The sequence below is a fragment of the Bifidobacterium sp. SO4 genome (genome assembly GCF_018555355.1).
Lineage (GTDB): Bacteria > Actinomycetota > Actinomycetes > Actinomycetales > Bifidobacteriaceae > Bifidobacterium > Bifidobacterium miconisargentati.
The window spans coordinates 203,208-229,702 of the sequence record NZ_JAFEJP010000002.1 but is presented as its reverse complement, the minus strand read 5'-3'; the positions used below and the strand labels follow the sequence as shown (position 1 = coordinate 229,702).

The following is a 26,495-nucleotide window of genomic DNA, read 5'->3' as shown; positions in this document are numbered from 1 at the left end:
GGCGCATACAATACAAAGGCTCCCTTTCCGTGGAGGAAAGGGAGCCTCAAGTATGGGACGCGGCGAATCACCTGCTATGTCGGTGAATCACCGGCCGTGACCGGCATCAGTTGTTGTGGAAGCCGGAGTAGTTCGGGGCCTCGGCGGTCATCACGATGTCGTGCGGGTGAGATTCGCGCAGGCCGGCATCGGTGATGCGGATGAAGCGGCCCTTCTCGCTCATCTCGGAGATGTTGTGGGCGCCGATGTAGAACATGGACTGGTGCAGGCCGCCGAGCATCTGGTAGAGCACGGCGTTGAGCGGTCCGCGGTACGGAACCTCGCCTTCCACACCTTCCGGCACGACCTTGTCGTTGGAGGTGACGTCGGCCTGGAAGTAACGGTCCTTGGAGTAGGACTTCTTGCCGCGCGGGGCCATGGCACCGAGGGAGCCCATGCCACGGTACAGCTTGTACTGCTTGCCGTGCAGGAGCACCTTCTCGCCCGGGGCTTCCTCGCAGCCGGCGAGCGTGCCGCCGAGCATCACGGAGGAGGCGCCGGCCACGAGGGCCTTGGCGATGTCGCCGGAGTAGTGGATGCCACCGTCGGCGATGCACGGCACACCGGCGGCCTTGCAGGCCTGGGCGGCTTCGTACACGGCGGTGAGCTGCGGGACGCCGACGCCGGCGACCACGCGGGTGGTGCAGATGGAGCCGGGGCCGATGCCGACCTTGACGGCGTCCGCGCCGGCGTCGATCATGGCCTGGGCACCGGAACGGGTGCCGACGTTGCCGCCGATGATCTGCACGCCGTCGAAGGCGGAGTCGTGCTTCAGGCGGGAGATCATGTCGAGGGCGAGACGGGCCTCACCGTTGGCGGTGTCGACCACGAGCACGTCCACGCCGGCCTCCATCAGGGCGGAGGCGCGCTGCCAGGCGTCGCCGAGGAAGCCGACGCCGGCGGCCACGCGCAGGCGGCCCTGCTCGTCCTTGGTGGCGTCCGGGTACTGCTCGGTCTTGACGAAGTCCTTCACGGTGATCAGGCCGGTCAGGTGGCCTTCGGAATCGACCAGCGGCAGCTTCTCGACCTTGTGCTGGGCCAGCAGACGGTGGGCGTCGTCCTTGGAGATGTTGGACGGGCCGGTGACCAGGTTGTCCTTGGTCATGACGTCCTTGACCTTGAGGGTGTCGTAATCCTCGGAGGCGATGAAGCGCATGTCGCGGTTGGTGATGATGCCGACGAGCTTGTTCTCCTTGTCCACCACCGGCAGGCCGGAGATGTGGAACTTGCCGCACAGCTTGTCGAGATCGGCCAGGGTGACCTCGGGGTTCACGGTCAGCGGGTCGGTGATCATGCCGGACTCGGAACGCTTGACCACATCGACCTGGGCGGCCTGGTCATCGATGGAGAGATTGCGGTGCAGCACGCCGATACCACCGTTGCGGGCCATGGCGATGGCCATCTCGGACTCCGTCACGGTATCCATGGCGGCGGAGAGAACCGGGGCCTTCATGGTGATCTTGCGGGTCAGCTGCGTGGTGGTGTCCACTTCGGAGGGGATGACGTCCGTCTCGTTCGGCAGCAGGAGCACATCGTCATATGCAAGGCCGAGCTTGGCGAAAATCGGGGGAAGGGGGGCGTACGCCGACTGGGCGTTCAATTCATCAAGGTTTGTAGCCATGTAAACACTATATGAATACACGCTGACCTTCACGACACGCATGGTCTATACTGCCCCGCGCAATCCGGTATTATGCCGGGTTCTTCTTACGCCGGTCGGAGTAGACCGGCTTCCGTAAGCTGCCTCCCAGTCGCCATTCTTGCCGGTTTCGGGCAGCGTTTCAGACTCCGACGCGGCAACGGCTCTCGGCATATCCGGTTCCTTCGGAGCGGCCTCGTTCTCCCCCGGCACGAGTCCGGTGGGCTGGCCCGACTCGGCCGTGGCGTGGTGGGCCTTCTTGCGCGCGGCCTCCATCGCCAGGTTCTCCGCACGCATCTCCGGGATGCGGTGCTTGAGATACGGGTACATGGTGGCGATGGTGAGCACCACTACCGCGACCGTCATGCCGATGGCCACGTGCTGTGCCTTGAAGAACAGGATCATCAGCGAGCCGAACGCGATGAGCGCCGCCCAACCCCACAGGATGAGCACGGCGGCACGCACCGAATGGCCGATCTTGAGCATGCGGTGGTGCAGGTGCATGCGGTCCGGATGCATCGGCGACTGACCCTTGGCCAAACGTCGCACGATGGCCAGGCACATGTCCAGCACGGGCAGGAACAGTACCAGGATCGGCAGCAGGATCGGCATGAAGACGGGCAGGTAGATGCTGGCGTGAATCGAGGCCGGGTCAAGGCGACCGGTCATCACGATGGAGGCGCAGGTGATGAGGTAGCCGAGCAGCATGGAGCCGGAATCGCCCATGAACAGTTTGGCGGGATGCCAGTTATGCAGGATGAAGCCCACGCAGATGCCCACGAGGCCCACGTCGATGAGTGTGGCGAGCGAGGCGTAGCTCGGCGAGGAACGGGCGATGATATAGGAGTACGCGGCGAACGCGATGCCGCCGATCGCAACGATGCCCGCGGCCAGACCATCCAGGCCGTCCACGAAATTGACCGCATTGATGGAGGCCACGATGAGGAACGCCGTGATGGCCATGGACAGGCTGGGGCTTGCGGTGACCAGCTGGCCGCCCAATGGCAGCGATATGATCTGCAGGCCGCCCCATGCCACGAACACGGAGATGAGCAGCTGTCCGGCAAGTTTGAGCATCCAGTCGAGGTCCCACAGGTCGTCCGCCATGCCGAGCAGGCTGATCATCACGCCACCGGCGAGAATCACCCACATCTGATAGCTGCCGGCGAACAGGCCGGACAGGAACGGCAGGCGGCTGGCGAAGACCATCGCCGCCACGAAGCCGATGAGCATGCCGAGACCGCCCATGCGCGGGGTGGGCACGGTATGCACGTCGCGTGCGCGGACCTCGCCCACCGCGCCGATTTCGATGGCCACATGACGGATCAGCGGGGTCACGAGCCAGGTCACACCGCCGGCGATGGCGGCCACCAGAAGATAGATTCTCATGCGCCCAGTCCCCCGCCGTTGAGGTGGAGGGCCTTGCGAATCACGTTTTGGGCGATGACGCCCTCACGCAGGATCTCGATGCCGTCACGACCGTACGGATCGGCGCGCACCACGGTGCTGGAGACATGGCCCGGCGTGGGGCCGCCGTCCAGATACAGGTTGACTTCATCTCCGAACGCGGCGATGGCTTCCTCGACGCTCTGGGCGCTCTCCTCGCCGGAACGGTTGGCGCTGGAGGCCGCGACCGGACCGGTCGCCTTGAGGATGCGCAACGCCAGCGCGGAATTCGGGATGCGGATGCCCTGCGTGCCGGGACGACCGTCGGCGGTGTCGGCCAACGTCTTCAGCGTGCAGTCCGGACGGGCCACGGCGATCGGCGAGAACGCGCCAGGCAGGAACGCGGCGGAAAGTCGGTTCAGCGGGGATGGCAGGTCAAGTCCGAGCTCGTCCAACTGGTCGACGGAGGCGAGCAGCACCTGCAGCGCCTTGTAGCGCGGGCGACGCTTGAGCCGGTAGATGCGATCGATGGCATCCGTGTTGCGTGGATCGCACGCCACGCCGTACACCGTGTCCGTGGGGATGACGACCAGGCCGCCCTCGCGTATGACGCGCGCGGCCTCGGCCAATGATTCCTCCGTGACCTTCAGCGCTGCTCCCCTACTCACGCCCTTGCCTCCGTTCGCCTGTTGATTCACAATCTATCATTGCACCATTGCGCCCGGACGGGTACGGTCGCCGGAGATGGAAGTCAAATCGTCGAACCAAATGCGAGCGACGCAGGCCCGTATGCGGTGCGGGTCATTACAATGGAGCCCGGTTTTTGTTTCCTTACGCAATAATATGGAGGACCTCCCATGAGCGACATCGCCGCCGCAACCGCCAATGCAGCCGAACCCAACGGTTCCGATTCCATCAATCCCGCCGCCGAGCTGCCGCCCGTGGAACTGCGCACGCCTCGCGCCAGCGAACACGAGGAGATGCTCGCCGGCCGCCTGTACAACCCGGCCGATCCGGAACTCGTCGCCCTGCGCGACAAGTCCGCCGACCTGTGCACGCGCTTCAATGCCACCTCGCGCGCCGACCACGCCACCCGCAACGCCATCCTCGACGAACTGCTGCCGGGTCACGGCAAGCACCTTGACATTCTGGGCCCGGTGTTCTTCGACTACGGCTGCCACACCACCATCGGTGACCGCGTGTTCGCCAACTTCAATTTCACCGTGCTCGACTGCTGCCCGGTCACCATCGGCGATGATGTGCTGTTCGGACCGAACGTCTCGCTTCTGCCGCCGATGCACCCGCTTCGTTGGCAGGACCGCAACGTGCGCGAGGCCGCGGACGGTTCGATGTACGACTACGAGTACGGCAAGCCGATCGTGATCGGGCCGAACTGCTGGTTCGGCGGTAACGTGACGGTGATCGGCGGCGTGACAATCGGCGAGGGCTGCGTGATCGGCGCCGGTTCGGTGGTCACGCGCGACATTCCGCCGCACACCGTGGCCGTGGGCAACCCCGCCCGTCCGATTCGCGAAATCACCGACAAGGACGCCTCCGCGCTGCAGTATTACGCGCTGTAGTCGTTCCTCTGGCTCCCCTCCTTGAGGGGAGCTGTCACCGCAGGTGACTGAGGGGAGCTCCATGTGGAGTTACTCCCCTCAGTCTCACTTCGTTCGACAGCTCCCCTCAAAGAGGGGAGCCAGCAGAACGATCCCGCGGATTCTGGCAAACAGAGTCAGAAAAAGCTATTTCTCCGCGAAGAGGTAACGGTCGCGACCGGTCCAGTCCTGGCCGGTCATGGCGGTGGCGAAGCCGGTGGCCTTGGCATAGGCGACCAGACGGCCGCCCTGGGTCACGTCGTGCTCCATCACCAGCGCGCCACCAGGCTTCAGCAGGCGGAACGCACGTTCGATGATGCGCTCGGGAATCAGCGTGCCGTCAGCCGAACCGCCATACAGGGCCAGTTCCGGGTCCCAGTCGCGTACTTCGGGCTGTTCGGGCACGTCCGTTTCGGGTACGTACGGCGGATTGGTGATGACCATGTCCACCGTGCCGTCCAGTTGGGCCAGCGTGGTCAGCGACGTGGCGTCGCCCAGTTCCAGCTGGTAGTTGGAGGCGATGGACGGGTATCGTTTCGCGGTTTCCGCCAGGTTCCGGCGGGTCCATTCGGCCGTGCGGGCCGACAGTTCCACGGCCCACACCTGGCTGCCGGGCACTTCGGTGACCACGGCGAGACCGATGGCGCCCGAACCGGCGCACAAATCCACCACACGCGGGTGCATGAGCCCGTGACGGGTCATCCAGTCAAGTCCGGCCTGTACCACGGTTTCCGTCTCCGGACGCGGAATGAACACGCCCGGACCAACCTTCAAATCGAGGTAGCGGAAGGGCACATGACCCACGATGTATTGCAGCGGCTCGCGCTTGGCACGGCGCTCCAGCATGGCCCCGAATCGGGCCTCATCATATTCAAGCGCGGTTCCCATGAGCAGCGCCTTGTCCACGTCACGCAGCTCCACACCAGCCGCTTCGGCCAGCAGCAGCTTCGCATCATGGTCGGGCGTTTCGATGCCGGCCTCGCGCAGTCGCGCCGCCGACTCACGAATCACATCGGAAATGATCATTGCTGGTTGGCGAGGCGTTCGGCTTCGTCGGCCTGGATGTCGGAATCGATCACGGCCTGCAGGTCGCCGTCGAGCACGGCGTCCAGATTGTAGGCCTTGTAGTTCGTGCGATGGTCGACGATGCGGTTCTCCGGGAAGTTGTACGTGCGGATGCGCTCGGAGCGGTCCAGCGAACGGACCTGCGAGTGGCGCATGTCAGCGGCCTCGGCGGCCTCCTGCTCATGCTTCATGGCCAGCAGTCGGGACTTGAGCACGCGCAGGGCGGCCGCGCGGTTCTGGATCTGCGACTTCTCGTCCTGCATGCTCACCACGATGCCGGTGGGGATGTGGGTCATGCGCACGGCGGAGTACGTGGTGTTCACGGACTGGCCGCCGGGGCCGGAGCTCATGAAGATGTCGATCTTGAGGTCCTTCGGATCGATCTCGATCTCGTCGTCGTCCTCGTCGGCCTCGGGGAACACAATCACGCCGGCGGCGGAGGTCTGGATGCGGCCCTGCGATTCGGTGACGGGCACACGCTGCACGCGATGCACACCGCCCTCGTACTTCATGGAGGCCCACACGCCGTCCTCCGGGGCGGGCGTGCCCTTGGCGCGGATGGCGATCTGCACGTCCTTGACGCCGCCAAGCTCGGTGGTGTTCTCGGACTGCACGTTCACGGTCCAGCCGCGCTTCTCGGCGTACCGGGTGTACATGCGCAGCAGGTCGCCGGCGAACAGCGCGGCCTCCTCGCCGCCGGTGCCGGCCTTGATCTCCATGATGGTGTCGCGCGCGTCGTCCGGGTCGCGCGGGATGAGCGCGGTGCGCAGCTTCTCCTCGGCGGCCGGCAGCTCCTCCTCCAGTCGCTTGGCCTCATCGGCGAAATCGGGGTCCTCGTCGGCCATCTCGCGTGCGGCCTCGAGGTCGTCCTTCACCTGCAGCCAGGACTTGTAGGCGCCCACGATGGCGCCGAGTTCGGCATGGCGGCGCCCCAGCTTGCGCAGCTTGTCCGGGTTGGACACGATTTCGGGGCTTGCCATCTGTTGTTCGATGGATTCATACTCCTCAAGCGCGGTCGCCGCCGCCGGGAACTGTTCGTCTGCCATGACGCTTCTTTCGCTTCTTTCCGTGGATGGAACCTGAACTGGAATACGTGATGAATGGTGAAGGGTGAAAAGAATACAAAAACGCCAGTCCCACGGCGGACATGCCGAAGCATGCCGGACCGAGATGGACTGGCGTGAAGAATGCTACTTGCTCCTCTTGCCGTAGCGCTTCTCGAAGCGAGCAACGCGGCCACCGGTATCGAGAATCTTCTGCTTGCCGGTGTAGAACGGGTGGCACTGAGAGCACACGTCAACGAACATGTGATCTTCCTTGCCAGCGGTGCGGGTCACGAAGGTGTTGCCGCACGAGCACGTCACCTCAACGGGGTGGTAATCAGGATGGATACCCTGCTTCATTTGCGTCTCCTAATGATTCGGGGGACCCGGGTCGCATGCCCCTATGGTATGCGTGAACCGGAACCTTTGGGATTGTACTCGCATGGGCGGACGGGCGCGCCGAAAACAGCATAAGTGGGGCCACTGGGGCTTGAACCCAGGACCGGCGGATTATGAGTCCGATGCTCTAACCGACTGAGCTATGGCCCCACGCTGGCCTTTCACCCGCGAAGCGCCGCGGAAGCCAACCTGTTCAGTGTAGCACGGGCCGCACGGAACCACACGCCCCGCATATCCGCGGGCCATCGGCAATCCCCGCACCCCGGACCGTACGGTCCAGGGTTCAACGGTCATCGTACGCACCAGACATGCGTCCGCTACTGCCCGATGTAGGCGAGCGGATTCTCGATGAACCGACGCAGGCCCATTTCGGCGGCGCCGTACAGCGAGGGATGCTCGGACACCGGCGGCACGAACACGCGGATCTTCACGTTCGGATAGCCTAGGATCTCGGAACGCAGCCGCCCTTCGAGCACGGTGGCCAGCTCGTCGCCGAAGTGCGTCCACAGGCCGCCGAGCAGCACCGTATCCACGTCCACCATGTTCACGGCGGAGGCCATGGCGGAGACCAGCGCATCGGCCGCCTCGTCCACCACGGCAGCCACCTTCGGATCGCCGGAACGCCAACGCTGCAGGAACTTCTCGATGGCTTCGGAACTGGTGGCCTCCTCGTTTTCGGCGATGCCGGCCGCCTCCACCAGCGCGCGTCGGCCGGCGAACGCCTCCAGGCAACCGTGCCGACCGCACAGGCACAGCGGCCCATCCATCGAGACGGACATGTGACCGATCTCGCCGGCGAACCCGTGCGAGCCGGTCACCACCTCGCCGTCACGCACCACGGCGCCGCCGATGCCGATGTCGGTGGACAGGTAGATGAACGAATCCGTGCGGTCCACCACGTTCAGGAAGCCCGCGCGCTCGGTGGCGTATCCGGGAATCTGGGCGATGGCGGCCATCTTGGCCTCGTTGCCGGCCACCACGTCCAGCCTGCGCACCACGTTGAACCGGGTCAGGTTCACGTTCTCCCAGCCGAGGTTGCGGGCCACGAGCAGCCACATGTCGTCAGTCACGATGCCCGGCAGGGCGAGGCCGGAGCCCACCACCTTGCAGCCGCGGCGCTTGAGCCGGCTTTCCAACGGGAAGGTCATGGCATCCAGTTTGGCGAAGATCTCGTAGGGGTTCGTGTCGGTCATGTCCGCGCTGACCCACTCCTGACCGAGCGTGTCGCCGTTGAGGTCGAGCGCCAGACAGCCATAGCCATCGGTGTTGATCTGCAGTCCGATGCCGGCGATGGTACCGCCGCGGATCTTCAGCGGCGTGCTGGGGCGGCCGTAGGTGGTGAGCACCACCGGATCGTCCTCCTGGATCACCCCGCCGTCCAGCAGCATCGAGGCCAGCAGCGACATGGTGGCCTTGGTCAGCCCGGTCTCCTTGGCGAGGTCCGCACGGCTCATCGGCCGTTGCGCGCGCAGCAGGGTGTCGAGCGTGACCGAAAGGTTATGGTTGCGCAAATCTTCCTGATTGATTCTGCGTAGTCCCGCCATGCCGCCCTGCCTTTCCGTGATTCCGCTCCCCCAGCGTCACCGAGAGCCCCTCACAAACAATACCGTCTTACGCACGCCCGACGATTGCCATCGCACGCTTCTTCGCGTGTTTCCGTTTGCAATCGCGGCTTGGAATACAGTATAGTTTAATCGTCTAACTTATTCAGCATGGCGCGTCGAATATCCGGATATATCAGTGGATATCAGGCGCACGAACCTCACCGAGGAGGAATACATGGCGAAAGTACTGGTTGCCGGCGTCGATACGTCAACCCAATCAACCAAGGTCCGCATCACGGACGCCGAGACGGGCGAGCAGGTTCGCTTCGGCCAGGCCAAGCACCCGGACGGCACCTCCGTCAACCCCGAGTTCTGGTGGGAGGCCTTCCAGCAGGCGGCAGAGCAGGCCGGCGGCCTGGATGACGTGGCGGCCCTCGCCGTGGGCGGCCAGCAGCACGGCATGGTGATTCTGGACAAGCAGGGCAATGTGATCCGCGACGCCATGCTGTGGAACGACATCAGCTCCGCCCCGCAGGCCGCAGCCCTCATCGACAAGCTCGGCGAGGCCCCGGCCGAGGACAACGAGCCCGAGGATGTGACCGCCCGCGGCAAGCAGCGCTGGGTCAAGGCTGTCGGCTCCTCCCCCGTGGCCTCCTACACGCTGACCAAGGTGGCGTGGGTGGCCGAGAACGAGCCCGAGAACGCCAGGAAGATCGCCGCCATCTGTCTGCCGCACGACTGGCTGAGCTGGCGCATCGCCGGCTACGGTCCGGTGGCCGAGGGCGAGGACGCCCATCTCGAGGCCCTGTTCACCGATCGTTCCGACGCCTCCGGCACCATCTACTACGACGCCGCGCATGACGAGTACCGCCGCGACCTCATCGCCATGGTGCTGGCCCCGGCCGAAGGCGAGGAGGCCGCCAAGGCCCATGCGGACGCCATCGTGCTGCCCACCGTGCTCGGCCCCACCGAGTCCGCCGCGGTCAAGGCCTCCCCCGCCATCGCCGGCAAGGACGTCGAAGGCGGCTGCATCCTGGGCCCCGGCGGCGGCGACAACGCCATGGCCTCGCTGGGCCTGGGCATGGCCGTGGGCGACGTCTCCATCTCGCTGGGCACCTCCGGCGTGGCCGCTGCCATCGCCGAGAACCCGGTGTACGACCTTTCCGGTTCCGTCTCCGGCTTCGCCGACTGCACCGGCCACTATCTGCCGCTGGCCTGCACCATCAACGGTTCGCGCATCCTGGACGCCGGCCGTGCGGCGCTGGGCGTGGACTATGACGAGCTGGCCGAACTGGCGTTCAAGTCCGAGCCGGGTGCGGGCGGCATCACGCTGGTGCCGTACTTCGACGGCGAGCGCACGCCGAACCGTCCGGACGCCACCGCGTCCCTGACCGGTCTGACGCTGCACAACACCACCAAGGAGAACCTGGCCCGCGCGTTCGTGGAGGGCCTGCTGTGCTCCCAGCGCGACTGCCTGGAGCTCATCCGCTCCCTGGGCGCGCAGATCAGCCGCATCCTGCTCATCGGCGGCGGCGCGAAGTCCGTGGCGATCCGCACGCTGGCCCCCTCGATCCTGGGCATGGATGTGACCCGTCCGGCCACCGACGAGTACGTGGCCATCGGCGCCGCCCGTCAGGCCGCTTGGGTGCTGTCCGGCGAGGCCGAGCCTCCCGCGTGGGAGCTCAGCATCGAGGGCGTGGAGACCGGCGAGCCCACCGAGGCCGTGTACGCCGCCTACGCCAAGGCCCGCGGCTGAGGCAGCCTTAGGCGTACGCCGATAGGATTTCCGCCATAGATACGCATCAGGCCGTCGGTCAGGCCGGCACGCGCGCATGAATATGCGACGATGTCCGACTTGGCCGGCGGCCTTCCTGTCGCCAAAGAATCGCAACGTTGAGATGCGGTGGCGGCAGTGGTCATGCCGGCGACTGACAGACACCGAACCGGCCTGCCGATCGCCGTCGCGTAAGGCGACGGCCCGCCATGGCAGCCCCGTTATAATCGAATGGTTTGCACTATTTTGGAGAACGCTTATGAATGATCGCTCACGTATGATGCTGTACGCCCTGACCGCTTTGGCCTGTGTGGTCTGGATCTGGCAGTCCGTCCAGGAATCGATGGCCGATGGCACGATGATCAGCACGTCGAACATCATCTTCCTGGTGTGCATCGGCATCGCGGCCGTCTACTGCGCGGCCAATGCGCTGATCCTGTGGTGGCGTCAGCCCGGAAAGCACGATGACGAGGAGCCGGGCGACGACGATGCCGAGGACGTCGAGGACGGCGGGCAGGACGACGAAGCGCCCGGCACCGGCGAAACCACGGAAGTCGCTGACACCAAGACGGAATCCAATTCGAAGAACAACTGACTTCCCCGCCGTTGGCTTCGTCGACGGTCCATCGGCAATCACAACATATCGAAGGCTTTTCAAGCGGCGACGGCCTGCTCTGGCGGTTGCCGCTTTACTATTGTTCACAGACCGTATCGTCCCCGCTTCATCGCGATTCGCCGCCGGCTGAGCAAACAGCCAACGACCGACGGCCAACGGCACGATCGGAGCGGCACGGCATGCGGATATACGTCATCGAAGGAGCATCATGGATTCAACCACTTTGGACATCGCCATCAGCGCGGCGCTGGGCATCGTCTGCATACCCTGCGGCACGTTCCTGGGCCTCATTCCGATGAAGGCCGACCAGGTGACCACCAAGCAGTCGCGCGCATCGCAGATGATGTGCTTCGTCATCGCGCTGGTGTTCATCGGCCTGCTCATCGCAGAACGCGATCTGGAGACATGGGCCATCGTGGCCGGACTGGCAGTCGGCTTCGCCATCGGCAAGATTCCGCCGTTCCACCAGTGGGCGTTGGCCAAGTGGCCGTTCCTGGAGCCCAAGAAGCCCGCCGGCAAGGCCAAGCGCGTCAAGAAGGCGAAGAAGAAGTAGCCTTCACTCCCCTCACATCATCAAAACCATCAAAACGGCGTTATGTATGCGGCCCAACGAAGGCCACGCATACATAGCGCCGTTTTCGATGCCCTAACCGGCGTTATGTATGCGGCATGATGGTCGAACCGCATACATAGCGCCGGTTGGGCATCCGGCGCAGCAACACGGAAAAGGGACGCCGCCTGAGCGACGTCCCTTTCGGAGGAGGAATGGGAACTACGTTCCTATCCTTGTGGGGCCCGATCCGTTGGAAGATGCGGCCCGGACCCCACGGATTGCGGGATCAGCCCTTCTTCTTCTTGGAGAGCAGGTCGTAGGCCACGGCGGCGATGACCACGAGGCCCTTGATGGTCTTGACCCAGGCGGCGTCCACACCCATGATGGACAGGCCCTGGTTCAGGACGCCCATGATCAGAGCGCCGACCATGGCGCCGGGGATGGTGCCGATACCACCGGTGACGGCCGTGCCACCGATGAAGCAGGCGGCGATGGCGTCCATCTCGAACTCCATACCGGTCTGCGCGGAAGCGGAGGCCAGGCGGGAGAGGGTGATGATGGAGGCGATGGAGACCAGGAAGCCCATGTTCAGGAAGATCTCGAAGTCGACCTTCTTGGTGTCGATGCCGGAGAGGATGGCGGCCTTGCGGTTGCCACCGACGGCGTAGACGTTACGGCCGAAGACCATGCGATTGAGCACGAAGTAGTACACGCACACCAGCACGCCGATGATTACGAGGACGATCGGGATGCCGCCCTGGGTGGCGTTGCCGGACATGGCCAGCAGGTAGGTGACGTAGCCGATGGCGAGGGCGGCGACCACGCACTTGAGGACCACGAAGCTCATCGGCTGGGCCGGCAGACCGTTCTTGACAGCCCTGGCGCGCTTGGACAGCTGGCTCCAGACCACGAGCACGATGGCGGCGATGCCCACGATCAGCGCGGTCAGCGCGTACGGTCCCACGAAGATGGTCGGCACGTAGTCCTTGGAGATGGCGCGGAAGGCGGCGTTGGAGACCGGGATGGACTCGCCGGCCACGACGGTGGCGAGTCCACGGAAGATGAGCATGCCGCCCAGGGTGGTCACGAAGCCGGGGACGCCGACGTAGGCGACCCAGAAGCCGTGCCATGCGCCGATGACCAAACCGATGGCGATCATCAGCAGGATCGCGGCCCACCACGGCACGCCGTGTTTCATGGCCAGTGCGCCGACGCCGCCGATGAAGGCGACCACGGAGCCCACGGACAGATCGATGTGGGTGGCGATGATGATCATCAACATACCGATGGCGGCGATGAGCACGTAGGCGTTCTGCTGGAACAGGGCCACCACGTTGTTCGGGTTCAGGAGGCGGCCCGCGGTCAGGATCTGGAAGACGACGATGACCAGCACGAGGGCCAGGTAGATGCCGTAGGAGCGCATGTTGCCCAGCAGCAGGGACTTGAGGCTCTGCTCCTCGCCCTTCTTCGCGGCGGGGGAAACGGTTGCGGTAGACATTTGGGGATTATCCTTTCGAAGCTTCTTTGCTTTATCACTATGCCGGCGCGTCGATCGGGCCGGCTGGCGGCGTCAGGCGAAGACCTGGTCCTTGGGCAGGGCCGTCGGGGAGGTCATGTACTTCATGAGCTCCTCCTGGTTGGTGGTCTTGGCATTGAACACACCGGTGATCTGGCCCGCGCTCATCGTGTAGATGCGGTCGCAGATGCCGAGCAGTTCGGGCAGTTCGGAGCTGATCACGATCACCGCGGAACCGGAGTCGGCCAGCTGGTCGATGATCTCGTAGATGTCGTACTTGGCGCCCACGTCGATGCCTCGGGTCGGCTCATCCAGGATCAGGACCTTGGGATCGGTGGCCATCCACTTGGCGAGCACGACCTTCTGCTGGTTGCCGCCGGACAGGTTGCCGGCCGGCATCTCGATGGTCGGGGCCTTGGTGCGGAACTCCTTGCGGTATTTCTCGGCCGTCTGCTTCTCGCGGGTCTCGTCCACCACACCCAGCTTGTTGGACAGTTCCTTGAGGCTGGCCAGGGAGGTGTTCTCACGGATGGTTTTCATGAGGTTCAGGCCGTAGACCTTGCGATCCTCGGTGGCGTAGGCCACGCCGTGGTCGATGGCGGAGCGCACGGTCGGGAACTTGACTTCCTTGCCTTCCACGAAGATCTTGCCGGAGGCGTTGGTGCCGTACTGGCGGCCGAACACGCTCATGGCGGTCTCGGTGCGGCCCGCGCCGATCAGGCCGGCCATGCCCACGATCTCGCCGGCGCGCACGTTGAAGCTCACGTCCTTGGCGACCAGGCGGTTCTCGTCGAGCGGGTGATGCATCTTCCAGTCCTCGACGCGGAACATCTCCTTGCCGATGTGGCTCTCGTGCACCGGGTAGCGGTTGGTCAGCGGGCGGCCCACCATGTCGCGGATCAGCACGTCCTGGTCCAGCGGGTGCTCGGCGTCGATGTCGATGTGGCTGATGGTGTGGCCGTCTCGGATGACCTGCACCGCGTCGGCGGAGTAGGCGATCTCGTTGAGCTTGTGGGAGATGATGATGGCCGTGATGCCCTGGTCGCGGCGCAGGCCGTCGATCAGGTCGAGCAGGTTCTTGGAATCCTCGTCGTTCAGGGCGGCGGTCGGCTCGTCCAGGATGAGGAGCTTCACGTTCTTGGTGAGGGCCTTGGCGATCTCGACCAGCTGCTGCTTGCCGACGCCGATGTTGGAGATCAGGGTGTCCGGGTTCTCGTCCAGACCGACCTTCTTCATCACGTCGTACGCGATCTTGCGCTGCTGGTCGGCATCGATCGCGATGCCCTTCTTCTTCTGGTTGCCCAGGAAGATGTTCTCCTGGATGGACATGTACGGCACCAGTGCAAGCTCCTGGTGGATGATCACGATGCCCTTCTCCTCGGAATCGCGGATCGTCTTGAACTTGCAGGTCTCGCCGTTGTATACGATGTCGCCCTCGTAGGTGCCGTACGGGTACACGCCCGACAGCACGTTCATCAGGGTCGACTTGCCGGCGCCGTTCTCACCGCAGATCGAGAATATCTGGCCCCTCTTGACCGTGATATTCACGTCGTTCAATGCGGTGACCGGGCCGAAGCGCTTTACGATATGACGCATTTCGAGAATCACGTCACCGTTTGTAGCCACAGTTACCTCCTCCGATAGTAATGTCCCTGTGCATGGTGGAGGCGCCGTACCGCAACGATGCAGTGCGGCGCCTCCTGTTCTGTGAGCTAGCGGCGGGCCGAAGCCCGCGTACTGTGCTTTTCCTTATGCCTTATGGCTTGGTGATCGACTTCCGATTCCGATCACAGGCCGGCATCGGCGGCGGAGATGTAGCCGCCGTCAACGAGGACTTCCTTGAGGTTGTCCTTGTCCACGGTGACCGGGGTCAGCAGCTGGGACGGGACGTCCTTGGTGCCGTTGTTGAAGGTGTCCGGGGCGGTCGGCTCCTTGCCGTCGACTAGGGCCTTGATCATCTCGGCGGTGGCCTTGGCCAGCTCACGGGTGTCCTTGTAGACGGTCATGGACTGCTTGCCCTGGACGATGGCCTGGACGTTGGCCTTCTCGGCATCCTGTCCGGTGATGATCGGGTAGTAATCCCAGCCGGCGGCTTCGACGGTGTTGTAGGTACCGGTTGCCTCGGCGTCGTTCTGGGCGAGCACGGCGTCAAGCTTGGTGCCGTCGTTGTAGAAGGAGTTGATGCGGTTCTCCATCTCGTTCTGGGCCTTCTGGCGATCCCAGTTGTCGATGCCGATGGACTGCCAATCGTCGGCGGAGGACGGGACCTTGCCGGACTTGGACTGCAGCACGCCGGACTTGAAGTACGGTCCGAGCACGTCCCAGGCGCCCTTGAAGTAGTAGCCCGCGTTGTTATCGGTCGGGGAGCCGGCCATGAGCTCGACGTTGAACGGGCCCTTCTGGCCGTCCTTCAGGCCGAGCTTCTGCTCGATGTACTCGCCCTGCATGCGGCCGACGTCCTCCAGGGAGAAGGTGGCGTAGTAGTCGACGGCGTCGGTGTTCATGATGAGGCGGTCGTAGGCGATGACCTTGCCGCCGTTGGCCGCGACCTGCTCGGCGGCCGCACCGGTGGCGGTGCCGTCGATGGAGGCGATGACCACGTAGTTCATGCCGTTGTTGGCCATGTTCTGAATCTGGGAGGTCTGCAGATCGGTCTTGCCGTCCGCGTACTGCAGGGTGACGTCGTAGCCGTAGCCCTCAAGCTGCTTCTTCAGGTTCTCGCCATCGATCTTCCAACGCTCGAGCATCTGCTCGGGCATGGAGATGCCGACCTTGACGTCGCCGGAGCTGCTGCTGTCGCCACCGGCGGTGGTGGTGCCGCGGGTTCCGCCGCCGCAGGCGGCCAGCGGGACGAGCATAGCAGTCGCAGCGATGACGCCGAGAGCCTTGGTCCACTTGTTCATGGGGATTCCTTTCGTCATTGATAGGAACTTTGTTTCCTCTTCCTTGCGGTCTGGCAACCATTGCCGAACCTGTTAAAAATATACCACATAGTTTTTTGGTTTAACAATTACCAATCGTTAAGTTTGGCTGGAATAAGGCCGTTTTTCGGGTGTTTGATTCACTCAGCTAACTAAATGTGAGCGGTAACAATGACAGTTTTTCAACATTCCCTCGAACTATGGAGTACGTCATCTCATCGTTGCGAAAAACGCGACACGCCGAAAACCATTCACCCCGGCCCCACGGCGGGGCTGGTTGAAACGCACCAAAATACACACGAATTACGTTCAAAATCGCACATCACCCGCAACAAAACGAAAGGCGACGGTAAATCAACATCGACGAATCCGATGGACTACCCCTCAGTCGGCTTCGCCGCCAGCTCCCCTGACAAGGGGAGCCGAGAACGGGGGCATGCCAATCTTGACTTAACGAAGCTAAACGAAAAACGCCGTCCCGCTGGATGCGCGGGACGGCGTGGGTTGCGACGGGACATCGCAAGGGTTGCGGTTTTGAATTATCGGATAATCCGACCAGGAATCCGGAAATCGGGACTCAGCGGGCGGCCTCCCCCGTCTCGAACAGCGCGAGGAATTTGGGGCGCCAGACGTAGCGCGTGGAGACCAGCACCAGCCCGGCGGCGGTCAGCAGGGCGCCGATCGGGGCGGCCACGGGATCCACGAACAGCAGGACGGCATAGGCCACGGCCAGCATGGCCAGCGAGAACAACAGCATTCGATGTGCGTGCATAGCGGTATCTCCATTGACGTTGCGCAGGTACGCAGAACGGGTACGGTTATTTAGTTCAATGATTTAACCATATACCCGTTTTGTTACATGCGCAAGTCATCCGACGTCGTTCCGCAACGGTCATCAGCTGGCCGCACCGCTTCGCCAAACGAGCACCTCATCCGTCGAATACACAGCAAGCGGGCCGCGGGCCGAGCGTTCACTGCGCACGGCGCCGGTGATGTCGCGGTCCACCACGATGGGCGAGCCGTCCGGCTGTTCGAAGTATCCCTCCACGATGCGCGGCTGGCCGAGGTCGGCGGTGGAGACCACCGGACCGGTCGCCCCGCGCACCGCTTCGGGCAGCGTGACCGTGAGCCACAGCTCATCATCGGTCTCACGCAGGCTCAAAGTACCGGCTTCACCGCACACCACGGCGTCCGGCTCCCATGAGGTGGCCTTCGCCCCGTTCAGATACGTGTTGGACGCCAGCGTCATGGGCTGCGGGATGCTACGGTACAGCTCCTCGTCGCCGAGACCGGCCTCCTCGATGCGCCTCTCGTATTCGGCGAGCGAATGTGGATGCTCCTCGAAGCAGGCGGTGCCCGTATCCACCACGCCTTCGCCGCCGGCGGCATCCGTCATGCGCTCGGCCTCGCCGGCACCGCCGATCGCCATGAAGAGGTTGTTGAGATACCGGTCGTCGCCGCCGTAGACGAAGGCCTCGCCGGCGGGGTCGGTGGAGTGCGGGAAGTGGTAGGGCGTGGATCGGTCGAGCACCTGGGTGTGGCGGATGCGGCCGGCGAACAGGTTGTTCACGAACGCCGCGCCCTGCGCGTAATCATCGAAACTGAACTCGGAGGCGAACACGTTGTTCGTGAACGTGATGGGCCCGTGGGTCACCTCGGTCATCACGTCGCGCGTGTTGCGGTAGAACACGTTCGCATCCACCACCGTGCCCTGTGCCTGCCAGTCGAGCCACATGCCCAGCACCGAATCGTGCACACGATTGCCGCGCACCACGGTGTCCACCGCGGCGTGCATCTTGATGGCGGCGACCTCCCAGCCGAAGAACTCGCGCTTGGTGCCGATCCGGAAGATGTGGTTGCCCTCGATGAGGCTGAACGCGCAGCCCATGTGCCCCACCACGCCATTCTGGCCGCAGTCGAAGATCACGTTGCCGCGCACCACATGGCCGCCGACCACGCCCTTCCTCCAGCCCACGTGCAGGGCCTTGTACACGGCCTCCTTCTGGTACTGGTAGCCGGACTTGCGGTGCGTGCGGGTCGAATCGTTGTCTCCGGTGGAGATCTCCTTGCCCAGCGAGACGGCGGAGCATTTCGCGTCGTGGATCACGTTGTCCTCGATCACCCAGCCGCGCGACCAGTGCGGTCCGATCAGCCCGACCTGGTCGGCAGTCGGCGGCGTGTACGGGCAGGCCGCGCGGCACAGCTCGAACCCGCGCACGGTGATGTAGTTGACGAACGGGCGAGACGGGTAGAAGCACGTCTCGCGCACGTTGATCTCCGTGACCTCCGCGTTCGGGTCCGCATCATGGAAGTTCGCCCAGATCGTGGTGGTTTCGGCGTCCGTCTCGCAATACCATACGTTCACCGTGGCGTCCGGGTCCAGCAGCGGCACGATGGAGTCCGTGGCCGCGTCACGCCCGGTGTCCCAGCGTTCCGGTTCGCACACCTTGTCCAGCGAGGAGACCTCGTAGAACGACTTGCCGTTGAGGTACACGTCACCCAGGTGACGGACCTCCACCTTGGGATCCGGGTAGACGGTCCAGTCGCCGAACACGGTCCCGACATACGGGTTGTACCCGCCGAAGAACGAGTTCGGGATCTCGGCACGCCACACGCCCCCGCCTTCCAGAACCCACGTGTCGATGCGTTCGGCACCGGTGATGACCGGGCGCGGCTCGTCCTCGGCGGCGCGGTAGACGATGCGGTTCGTCTCGCTCTCGCCGCCAAAGCGCGGGTCCACGGACTCCCGGTACGTGCCCGCGTGCACGATCACCTCGTCGCCGGCGCGCGCGATGGCCGCCGCCTGCCCGATGGTCAGGAACGGGTCTGCCTCACTGCCGATGCCCGCCGGGGAACCGGCCGAAGCCGAAACATGATACTGCGTCATTGCATTGCTCCTTTGCTGATGGGTGCCGACCCGACAGTGCCGATGGGCCGGCGAAAACCTATGCGCCCTCCACGGCGGCGCGTTGTTCGGGCGTCCAGTCCTCGGGCACCTGGCCGATCGCATGGCAGGGGTTGCCCACGGCGATGGAGTCGGCGGGGATGTCGTGCGTGACCACGGCACCCGCGCCGATGATGGTGTTGTCCCCGATGGTGACGCCGGGGCAGATCACCACGTTGCCGCCGAGCCACACGTTGTTGCCGATGGTCACGTCCTCATTGTGCTGCCAGCCTTCAAGCCTGGGCTTGCGCTCGATGGCGTGGTTCGGTGTGTAGATGCTCACGCGCGGGCCGATGAGGCAGTCGGAGCCGATGGAGATCGGGCCGCCACCCACGATGAGGAAGTCCATGTTGATGAACGTGCGGTCGCCGATCTTGAGGCCCAGACCGTAATCCAGGCGGATCGGCGGACGAAAGTCCACGCCTTCGCCGGCCTCCGGCACCAGCTCGCGGAACAGCCGCTCGGCTTCGGGGGTGTCCTCGAAGTAGATGCGGTTGATGCGGTCACATGTGGACTGGGCCTCGCGCGTGAGTTCAGGCAGGATCTCCGATTTGCGGTATTGCAGCCAGTCGTCCGCGAAGAGCTTCGCCACGTCCGGGTGGTCGCGCTTCAATTGTTCGAGATCATGGGCCATTGCATTGCCTCCTTGCATTGGTGTGATTTCCCCGGCTCCCCTGCCGGGAGCCGACGGCAAAGCCGAATGAGGGATGGTCCTCCGAAATTTCGTTTGAATCAAGTATCGGTTCAACGGTTTAACTATATGCGCCCGACGATATTGTACGGCTGCCGACCAGGCATCCGACGAAGCCGCCGGCCCATTCGGTGCTGAGGAATCGCGCGTCGCACTCCCCCAACGTCCGGGTGCCGGATATGTCGGCGTGCGCCATCAGCACAGTTTTGTGCAACGACCCGCTGTCCGAGGCATCGGCCGCATCGGCAACCGTTCCGGCCTCGGTCTTTGCCGATGAAGGATGAGCCACATCGCAGGCGACAGGCCGAACGGCCAGGAATCGTAATCGATTGTCATGCAGTCGCATGCCGAACCATTCGCCCGACTCGACCGTTCCCAGATCCAGCAGCGAGGTCTCGCCTCGGTCGGTGATTTCGGCCGTCAGTCCGCCCTGCTTTACGCGCATCGTGACGTAGTGCGTCGAGTCCTGATGCAGCATCAGTTCCCGGTTCGACGGGACCATCGCCGCATAGTCCGGCGCGTCCACGCGCATGAACCGGTATCCGTCACAGCCGCGAACGCCGATCAGACGATCGTCCTGTTCGTCGATGTGTTCGGCATGTCCGTCATCAGCCGAACAATTCAGCGGAACCTCGACGGATTCCACCGAGCGCAACACGCCGTCATTATCCAAAGAAACGGCGAGCGCGGCGGGCAGACGTCCCAGTCCGGGGGCGACGACCGGCCATCCGGGATCCGCAGTGTCATCCTGCTTGGCCGGACCGGCGCCCTCCAGCTTCCAGGAGACGGGGTTGCGTTCCCAGGCAACCGGCGCAACGAACGTTTCACGGCCCAGGTAGCTGAACAGTTCGCCCGGCTCCCGTCCCGGAGTTTCGCGCACACTGAGGCAAGCGAGCAGCCAGCCGGCTTGCGGGTGGCGCAGCAGGTCGGCGTGGCCCACGCATTGGACGAGCTCCGCATTGCCGAGGTGACGGTGCGTGAGTATCGGATTGCGTTTGCAGGCCTCAAACAGGCGGTCGTATTGGCCGACGACGCTGTGCTCGCCTTCGCGCGCCGGTTCGATCCACACGTCGCGCGCGGCGATGCCCTGCTCGAATCCGGCGATCGCGGCCACGAACCCTTGCGGTGCATACGTGCGCATCATCATTTCACTGTGTTCGAAGCTGGTGCCGCCCTCCGCGGTCATGAGGTACACCCAGTCGCCCATGCGGTACAGATGCGGTCCTTCCGCCCAGACCGCGTCCAATCCGTAGCCGCGCCAGATCACGGTCCTGTGGCCCTGCAGCGTCCAGTCGGACGGGTCGATGGGCTGGGCCCAGACCTCGGTCTGGCCTTCCCACTGGGGTTTGACGGCCGGACGGGTCTGCGTCCACCAGACCGTGCCATCGTTGTCCTCGAAAGTGTCCGGATCGATGCCTTCCGCGTCTGCCACCCAATAGGGCCCTTGCCATGGCCCTTCCAATGTGTCCGCCGTGATGACGAAGTTGCCTTGGGCCGCCCGGCAGTCCTCGATGTCCGCCGGTGAACAACCGGCGGCGAGCGCCCGTTCCTCATTCACGCGGGCCACGGTGCATACGATGGCATACCGTCCGCGGATGCGTCGGATGGTCGGCGCATACAGTCCGCCGGAGTCCTCCACGCCGTCGATGAGCAGCCGGCGGGCCATCGCCGCGTCCACGGCATCGCCCACGTGCTCCCAGGATGTCAGGTCGCGCGTGACGTGGATCGGCAAGCCCGGCACCAGTTCGAACGACGAATTGACCAGCACGATCTCGCCGCGCGTCTCATCCCATATCCACGAGGGATCCGGGTACATGCCCCGCATCACCGGATTGGCGACCGTGCGCACGCGCGCGGCGACACGATCGTCCTTTTCTCCGGTCAATGGCCGTGTCCGCATGCTTGGCGCTGTCATGCCCATCACTCCCCCTGCTGTTCGTATCGCGAAAAACCATCATCGGATGGACGCACCGCTATGCATGCGTCTCGATGAAGTCGATGATCGCCGCGGTGACCGGTTCGCTCCAGAAATTCCCCTCGTGTTCGCCGCCGGCCACGCGAATCATGTGGACATCATGCCCCTGCTCGCCCATGCGCCGATATAGTTTTTCGGTCTGCGCGTAGCTCACCAACGTGTCGGAGTCGCCGTGCAGCAGCAGCGTGGGAGGGCAGTCGGTGTCCGGCGTCACGATGCGGTATGGGCTCATCGCATAGGCCCTTCGCCTCGTCTCGTCATCGACTCCATCCGCATTCGCCGCACCGGCGACGCATGCCACGCAGTCGATGATGTCCGGGTTGGCGTCGGGCTCCTCGCCGTTCAGCAGCCCGAAGGCGTCGGTAGGCGCGAAGCAGGACACCACGTAATCCACGGCGTCCGAGGCGCCGGCGTTGCTGCCGTCGTCATAGCGCGCATCGCCTTGCGTCATGCCCACCAGCAGCGCTGTGTTGGCACCGGACGATGTGCCCCAGATACCAATGCGTTCGGGGTCGATGTGGAACCGTTCGGCATGCAGCCTGAGATACCGCAATGCGGATTTGACGTCGCACAGATATTCGGGGAACGGATGCCGGCCACCCTGGCTGTCGGTGTGCCCCACCGTGGCGACCACGAAACCCCGCGCGACCAGTTTCAGCAGTCGCGGCACCGCATACATCCTGTTGGGTGTGGTCCAACCACTGCCCTGTATGAACAGCACCGCCGGCAGAGTGCCGCCCTGCACGCTGGTGAGCATCGGCCCGATCACGTCCATGGTGAGACCGGGCCTGCCAGGATGATACGGCACGGCGGCGGTGCAGTCGATCTCACCGGTGAACCGGGAATCACTGCTGAGGACCTCGACGGATGGCTCCATAATCATCACCTTCTCCCCTGCTCGACGAAGTGCGCGGCTCCCGCCGTTCTGCGAGAAGCCGCGCACCGCATCATGATCATCCGTTACAGTTCCCGGTAATCGAAGTGGTCGAACACCGCTTCCTTGCCGTAGCCGGACAGGTCCACTGCGGCCAGTCCCACGAACGCTCCGGTGAAGAAGCCGCCATAGTTGCGGGCCACATGATCGTCGGAGAGCACGGCGGCGTCCAGCACGACCGGAATCTCATGCCAGGTCTCGCCGTCGAACGAGTACTCGTAGCCGTAGGTGCCGGTGCGCACCTTGGTCCGCAACCATACGGATTCGACTCCGTCCGGCACTTCGATGGCCTTGTCCTTGAGGAACGAGATGTAGGTGTCGAAGTCGTTCTGAGCGACCTCGATGACGCGCTTGCCACGTTTCTCATCCCAAGTGACGAACGCCCACGACCAGCACAGGTGGTTGTAGAAGTTGGTGAGGCCGGCCATCTGCATGTAGTTGTCCGGACTGAAGGTCACCTTGGTTTCGGCGTCGAAGTCGAATGCCTGCCAACGGCGGCCGATCAGCGAGAGTTCGAACAGGTTGGAGAGCGAACCCTGGCCGCGCAGGGTCAGCGAGCCGCCGCCCACATGCCCCATGGCTTCGGTGAACGGCACGCGCAGGGTGTTCCAGTTGGGGTCCAGCGTGTCCGAGTCGAATTCGTCATGCTGGGAGTGGCCCGTCGGTGCCTCGGTCGCAATGGCGTCCTTCGGGGCTTCGACGTAGCGTTCGCCGCCGTGGCCGCCTACCACGTACGGCCAGCCGCCCTCATCCCATTCGACCTTCTGGATGGAGGTCTCGCGGCCGAGCGTGCACCAGCCGCGCACGCCGTGGGCCGGTTCGGTCTCATGACGCCACGGGCGGCCGCACAGGGAGGCGTAATACCATTCGCCGCCGGGCGTCTCCACCAGCGCGCCGTGACCCTGCTTCTGCAGGTAGGTGTCCGGGGTGTCGAAGTTGGAGATGAACGGGTTATGCGGGTCGCCTTCGAAGGATTCGGCGTCCAGCGTGCGCGAGCGGGCCACGGATTCCTGGTGCTCGTACTGGGTGCCGCCTTCGGCGCAGAACAGGTAGTACCAGCCGTTGATCTTGTACAGGTGCGGGCCCTCCACCAGCTTCACGTCCGTGCCGCGCCAGATGGTGCGTGCCGTTTCCGGCTTCAGGTGCATGGTGTCGGTATCGAATTCGGTCAGGGTGATGCCGTCGAACTGATGGTGGTATTCGCGGAAGTCCCAGGTCTGCTGGACCAGGTACTTGCGGCCGTCGTCGTCATGGAAGAGGCTGGCGTCGAAGCCCACGCCGTTGACGCGGATCGGCTCACTCCAGGGGCCATGGATGTCCTCGGCGGTGACGAGGTAGTTCGCGCAGTCCTTGAACGCGCCGTTGACGATCTTCACGTCCGTGTAGATGAGCCAGAATTTGCCGTCCGCGTAGGACAGGTCGGGAGCCCAGATACCGCCGCCGGAGGGGTTGCCCTTCATATCCAGCTGGGAGACGCGGTTCAGCGGGCCGGGCAGCAGGTTCCAGTGGACCATGTCCTTGGATTCGTGCAGGCGCACGCCGGGCCACCAGTCGAAGGTGGAGTTGGCGATGTAGTACGTGTCGCCGACGCGGATCATCGAGGGGTCGGCGTTGAAGCCGGGAAGTACGGGGTTGGAGATTTGCATGTTCTTCTCCTCATTGAAAAGAATGGGTGCCGTGGGAAGGGCCAGGGAAGGAGGAGGATGAAAGGAATCGGCTCGGAAGAAAGACCGATCGTCCTTCCCACGGTACGGGTATGGGATGTGCCGGTTTGAGGCCCGGCACTGGCCTATTCTTGCTCGCGGTTGGCGGCGCCTTGCTCAGCCCTTGACGGCACCGGTCAGGCCGCCCACGATCTTCTTCTGGAAGATGGTGAAGCACAGCAGGGCCGGAATCATCGAGAGCGAGGTGAAGGCCAGCACCTGGGCCGTATCGACGGAGTGCTGCGAGCTGAACATCTGGACGCCGAGCGGCAGCGTGTACTTGCTCGAATCGTTGAGCAGGAACAGGGGCAGCATGTAGGCGTTCCAGCTGCTGACGAAGGTCAGGATGCCGACGGTGGCCACGCCCGGCCAGCTCAGCGGCAGTACCATACGGCCGAAGAATCCGATACGGGAGCAACCATCAAGCTCGGCGGCCTCCTCCAGTTCCTTGGGGATGGACTTGAGGAACGGCACCAGGATGATGATGGCCTGCGGCAGACCGAACGCTATCTGCGGCAGGATGATGCCCAGATGCGAGTTGATGAGGTGCAGGTTGCGCAGCAGCAGGTACAGCGGGGTGATGGCGACGGTGATCGGGAACATCATGCCGGCCGCGAACAACGAGTACAGGAACTTGTTGAGCTTGAACTCGTAGCGGGCGATCACGAAGCTCACCATGAGGGCCAGCACCACCACGCCGACCATCGTGCCGATGGAGACGATGAGCGAGTTGACGAGCTCTGACCAGAAGATGTTCGAGGTGAACACCGTCTTGTAGTTCTCGAAGTTCCACGGGTTCGGCCAGCCGGCCGGGTCTCGGGTGATCTGCGAGTTGGTACGGAAGCCGCCGATGATGATGTAGAGCACCGGGCCGACGCACAGCGCCACCAGCAGCAGCGAGAAGAAGTAGACCACGGGATTGCCCCACGGGGTCTTGGAGGACTTCCTCAGCGCGTACGGGTCATAGTTCTTCCTGCCGGTCTTGTGTGCAGGCTGGGAAACTGCGGTTGTCATTGTGAAATCACCTCATTTGCAACTGCCACGGAGCCACCATTGGCCTTGGCACGCTTGGCCGCTTCCTTCGCGGCACGCTTGGCGCGGCGCTTGGCGTCCTTCTCGTCGGTGAGAGCGCCTTCGAGGTCGCGGTTGAGCACGAACTTCTGATAGGTCAGGGCGATGACCAGGGAGATGATGAAGATCACCACGGCCACTGCGGAACCATAACCGTAGTTGTTGGCGAGTCGGCCCTCGCGAACCATGTAGGTGGCCATCGTGGAGGTGCCGGCGGTGGACGAGACGTACTGGCCCCAGATGATGTACACCAGATCGAAGAGCTGGAGCGAACCGATGATGGACATGAACGCCCAGATGCGGATGGTGGGTCCGAGCAGCGGCAGGGTGATGCTCCACTGCTGGCGCCAGAATCCGGCGCCGTCCACGCGGGCGGCCTCGTACAGGTCCTCGGGGATCGACTGCATGCCGGCGATCATCAGGATGACGGCGAAGCCGATGTACTTCCACGAGATGATGAACATCAACGTCCAGATGGCGATCTTCGGGTCGGAGATCCAATCGGCTCCGGCCAATCCCATCTTCTTGAGAATGGCGTTCAACGCACCGGTGGTCTGGAGGATCAGGCTCCAACCGGTACCCACGATGACCTCGGACACCACGTACGGCACGAAGATGAGGGTACGAATCAGGGCGCGGCCCTTGAACTTCTGATTGAGCAGCAGTGCGAAGAGAATGGCGAGCGGGCCCTGGATGACGAGGGAGGCGACCACCACGAACAGCGTGTGGCCCAGGGCTTCCTGGAAGTTGGGGTCGGTCAGGATGATCTTGTAGTTTTCGAAGCCGATGAACTGGCCGTTGACGGTCGGCTTGCCGTAGCCCTTCCACTTGAAGAATCCGTAGTATCCGGCCATGAACACCGGCAGAATCACGAAGCCGAGGAACATGATGAGGGCCGGAAGCGAAAGAATGGCGATTTCGATGCGTTTGCGAGCCTTGTCGGTCAGAACCGACTGGCGGCGCTTGATTGCTGCGCCCGCTGATGCTGACATTGGTGAGACCTTCCTTATACCTTGGGAAAAGACGGGCCGTGGTGGCGCTCCTTGGCGGACACCACGGCCCTTGGACAGTGCGTCAGGTTGAT

The 26,495-nt window shown here is 63.8% G+C and carries 21 protein-coding genes, 1 tRNA gene and 1 pseudogene; 4 read left to right on the top strand and 19 right to left on the bottom strand.

Translation table 11 applies throughout. The features are described 5' to 3' along the window. Window positions 1–106: 106 nt before the first annotated feature. The 3 genes and pseudogenes from guaB to JS536_RS02480 form a co-directional block, all read right to left on the bottom strand. Complete coding sequence (gene guaB, locus JS536_RS02490) at window positions 107–1,660, bottom strand: IMP dehydrogenase (protein ID WP_109057419.1); 1,554 nt, start codon at window positions 1,658–1,660, stop codon at window positions 107–109. A gap of 276 nt (window positions 1,661–1,936) precedes the next feature. Next, window positions 1,937–3,067 (bottom strand): annotated as a pseudogene (locus JS536_RS02485) (MraY family glycosyltransferase); the annotation flags it as partial. Next, window positions 3,064–3,762 carry an L-threonylcarbamoyladenylate synthase gene (locus tag JS536_RS02480; protein ID WP_214355624.1) on the bottom strand — a complete coding sequence of 233 codons (699 nt, stop codon included), beginning with the start codon at window positions 3,760–3,762 and terminating at the stop codon, window positions 3,064–3,066. The gene JS536_RS02480 and the pseudogene JS536_RS02485, both read right to left, overlap by 4 nt. Before the next feature lie 282 nt (window positions 3,763–4,044). On the opposite strand from JS536_RS02480, the gene JS536_RS02475 reads away from it, so the two are divergent. Beyond that, on the top strand, window positions 4,045–4,644 hold the full coding sequence (locus tag JS536_RS02475) for a sugar O-acetyltransferase (RefSeq protein WP_214355700.1): 600 nt from the start codon (window positions 4,045–4,047) through the stop codon (window positions 4,642–4,644). Window positions 4,645–4,809: 165 nt separating this feature from the next. Here the strand turns inward: JS536_RS02475 and prmC are convergent, their stop codons facing one another. The 5 genes from prmC to JS536_RS02450 form a co-directional block, all read right to left on the bottom strand. Continuing rightward, window positions 4,810–5,688, bottom strand: a complete 879-nt coding sequence (gene prmC, locus JS536_RS02470) for a peptide chain release factor N(5)-glutamine methyltransferase (RefSeq protein WP_214355623.1) — start codon at window positions 5,686–5,688, stop codon at window positions 4,810–4,812. Next, the gene (gene prfA, locus JS536_RS02465; RefSeq protein ID WP_109057422.1) at window positions 5,685–6,773 is read right to left on the bottom strand and encodes a peptide chain release factor 1; all 1,089 of its coding nucleotides are present in this window, start codon (window positions 6,771–6,773) and stop codon (window positions 5,685–5,687) included. The genes prmC and prfA overlap by 4 nt, the downstream gene beginning before the upstream one ends. Window positions 6,774–6,917: 144 nt before the next feature. After that, window positions 6,918–7,130, bottom strand: a complete 213-nt coding sequence (gene rpmE, locus JS536_RS02460; protein WP_109057423.1) for a 50S ribosomal protein L31 — start codon at window positions 7,128–7,130, stop codon at window positions 6,918–6,920. A 115-nt stretch (window positions 7,131–7,245) separates the two neighbouring features. After that, a tRNA-Ile gene (locus JS536_RS02455) sits at window positions 7,246–7,319 on the bottom strand. Window positions 7,320–7,486: 167 nt separating this feature from the next. Then, a complete protein-coding gene (locus JS536_RS02450) occupies window positions 7,487–8,713 on the bottom strand; it encodes an ROK family transcriptional regulator (RefSeq protein WP_109057424.1) in 1,227 nt (408 codons plus the stop codon). Between the two features lie 235 nt (window positions 8,714–8,948). Here JS536_RS02450 and JS536_RS02445 point away from each other — a divergent pair, with 235 nt between their 5' ends. From JS536_RS02445 to JS536_RS02435, 3 genes are all read left to right on the top strand, one after another. Then, window positions 8,949–10,469, top strand: a complete 1,521-nt coding sequence (locus JS536_RS02445) for an FGGY-family carbohydrate kinase (protein ID WP_109057425.1) — start codon at window positions 8,949–8,951, stop codon at window positions 10,467–10,469. Between the two features lie 277 nt (window positions 10,470–10,746). Further along, entirely contained in the window at window positions 10,747–11,082 is a 336-nt protein-coding gene (locus tag JS536_RS02440; protein WP_109057426.1) for a hypothetical protein, read from the top strand. A gap of 229 nt (window positions 11,083–11,311) precedes the next feature. Continuing rightward, window positions 11,312–11,656: a hypothetical protein gene (locus JS536_RS02435; RefSeq protein ID WP_214355622.1), complete on the top strand. Its 345-nt coding sequence runs from the start codon at window positions 11,312–11,314 to the stop codon at window positions 11,654–11,656. Window positions 11,657–11,942: 286 nt separating this feature from the next. Here the strand turns inward: JS536_RS02435 and mmsB are convergent, their stop codons facing one another. From mmsB to JS536_RS02380, 11 genes are all read right to left on the bottom strand, one after another. Continuing rightward, the gene (gene mmsB / locus JS536_RS02430; RefSeq protein ID WP_214355621.1) at window positions 11,943–13,154 is read right to left on the bottom strand and encodes a multiple monosaccharide ABC transporter permease; all 1,212 of its coding nucleotides are present in this window, start codon (window positions 13,152–13,154) and stop codon (window positions 11,943–11,945) included. A 72-nt stretch (window positions 13,155–13,226) separates the two neighbouring features. Continuing rightward, a complete protein-coding gene (locus JS536_RS02425; RefSeq protein WP_217624838.1) occupies window positions 13,227–14,768 on the bottom strand; it encodes a sugar ABC transporter ATP-binding protein in 1,542 nt (513 codons plus the stop codon). 191 nt (window positions 14,769–14,959) lie between these two features. Next, window positions 14,960–16,075 (bottom strand): sugar-binding protein, encoded by a 1,116-nt coding sequence (locus JS536_RS02420; RefSeq protein WP_109057430.1) that lies wholly within the window; start codon window positions 16,073–16,075, stop codon window positions 14,960–14,962. 595 nt (window positions 16,076–16,670) lie between these two features. Continuing rightward, the gene (locus JS536_RS02415; protein WP_214355620.1) at window positions 16,671–16,865 is read right to left on the bottom strand and encodes a hypothetical protein; all 195 of its coding nucleotides are present in this window, start codon (window positions 16,863–16,865) and stop codon (window positions 16,671–16,673) included. Window positions 16,866–16,988: 123 nt separating this feature from the next. Continuing rightward, a complete protein-coding gene (locus JS536_RS02410) occupies window positions 16,989–18,980 on the bottom strand; it encodes a right-handed parallel beta-helix repeat-containing protein (RefSeq protein ID WP_214355619.1) in 1,992 nt (663 codons plus the stop codon). Between the two features lie 58 nt (window positions 18,981–19,038). Continuing rightward, window positions 19,039–19,671 carry a sugar O-acetyltransferase gene (locus JS536_RS02405; RefSeq protein ID WP_214355618.1) on the bottom strand — a complete coding sequence of 211 codons (633 nt, stop codon included), beginning with the start codon at window positions 19,669–19,671 and terminating at the stop codon, window positions 19,039–19,041. A 118-nt stretch (window positions 19,672–19,789) separates the two neighbouring features. Next, the gene (locus JS536_RS02400) at window positions 19,790–21,553 is read right to left on the bottom strand and encodes a glycoside hydrolase family 43 protein (protein WP_346427453.1); all 1,764 of its coding nucleotides are present in this window, start codon (window positions 21,551–21,553) and stop codon (window positions 19,790–19,792) included. Between the two features lie 148 nt (window positions 21,554–21,701). Next, on the bottom strand, window positions 21,702–22,580 hold the full coding sequence (locus JS536_RS02395; protein WP_214355617.1) for an alpha/beta hydrolase: 879 nt from the start codon (window positions 22,578–22,580) through the stop codon (window positions 21,702–21,704). 83 nt (window positions 22,581–22,663) lie between these two features. Further along, on the bottom strand, window positions 22,664–24,283 hold the full coding sequence (locus JS536_RS02390) for a glycoside hydrolase family 43 protein (protein ID WP_214355616.1): 1,620 nt from the start codon (window positions 24,281–24,283) through the stop codon (window positions 22,664–22,666). Window positions 24,284–24,457: 174 nt separating this feature from the next. Further along, window positions 24,458–25,354: a carbohydrate ABC transporter permease gene (locus JS536_RS02385; protein WP_109057436.1), complete on the bottom strand. Its 897-nt coding sequence runs from the start codon at window positions 25,352–25,354 to the stop codon at window positions 24,458–24,460. Then, window positions 25,351–26,403: a sugar ABC transporter permease gene (locus JS536_RS02380; protein WP_109057437.1), complete on the bottom strand. Its 1,053-nt coding sequence runs from the start codon at window positions 26,401–26,403 to the stop codon at window positions 25,351–25,353. Before JS536_RS02380 ends, JS536_RS02385 begins: the two co-directional genes overlap by 4 nt. Window positions 26,404–26,495 lie beyond the last annotated feature (92 nt).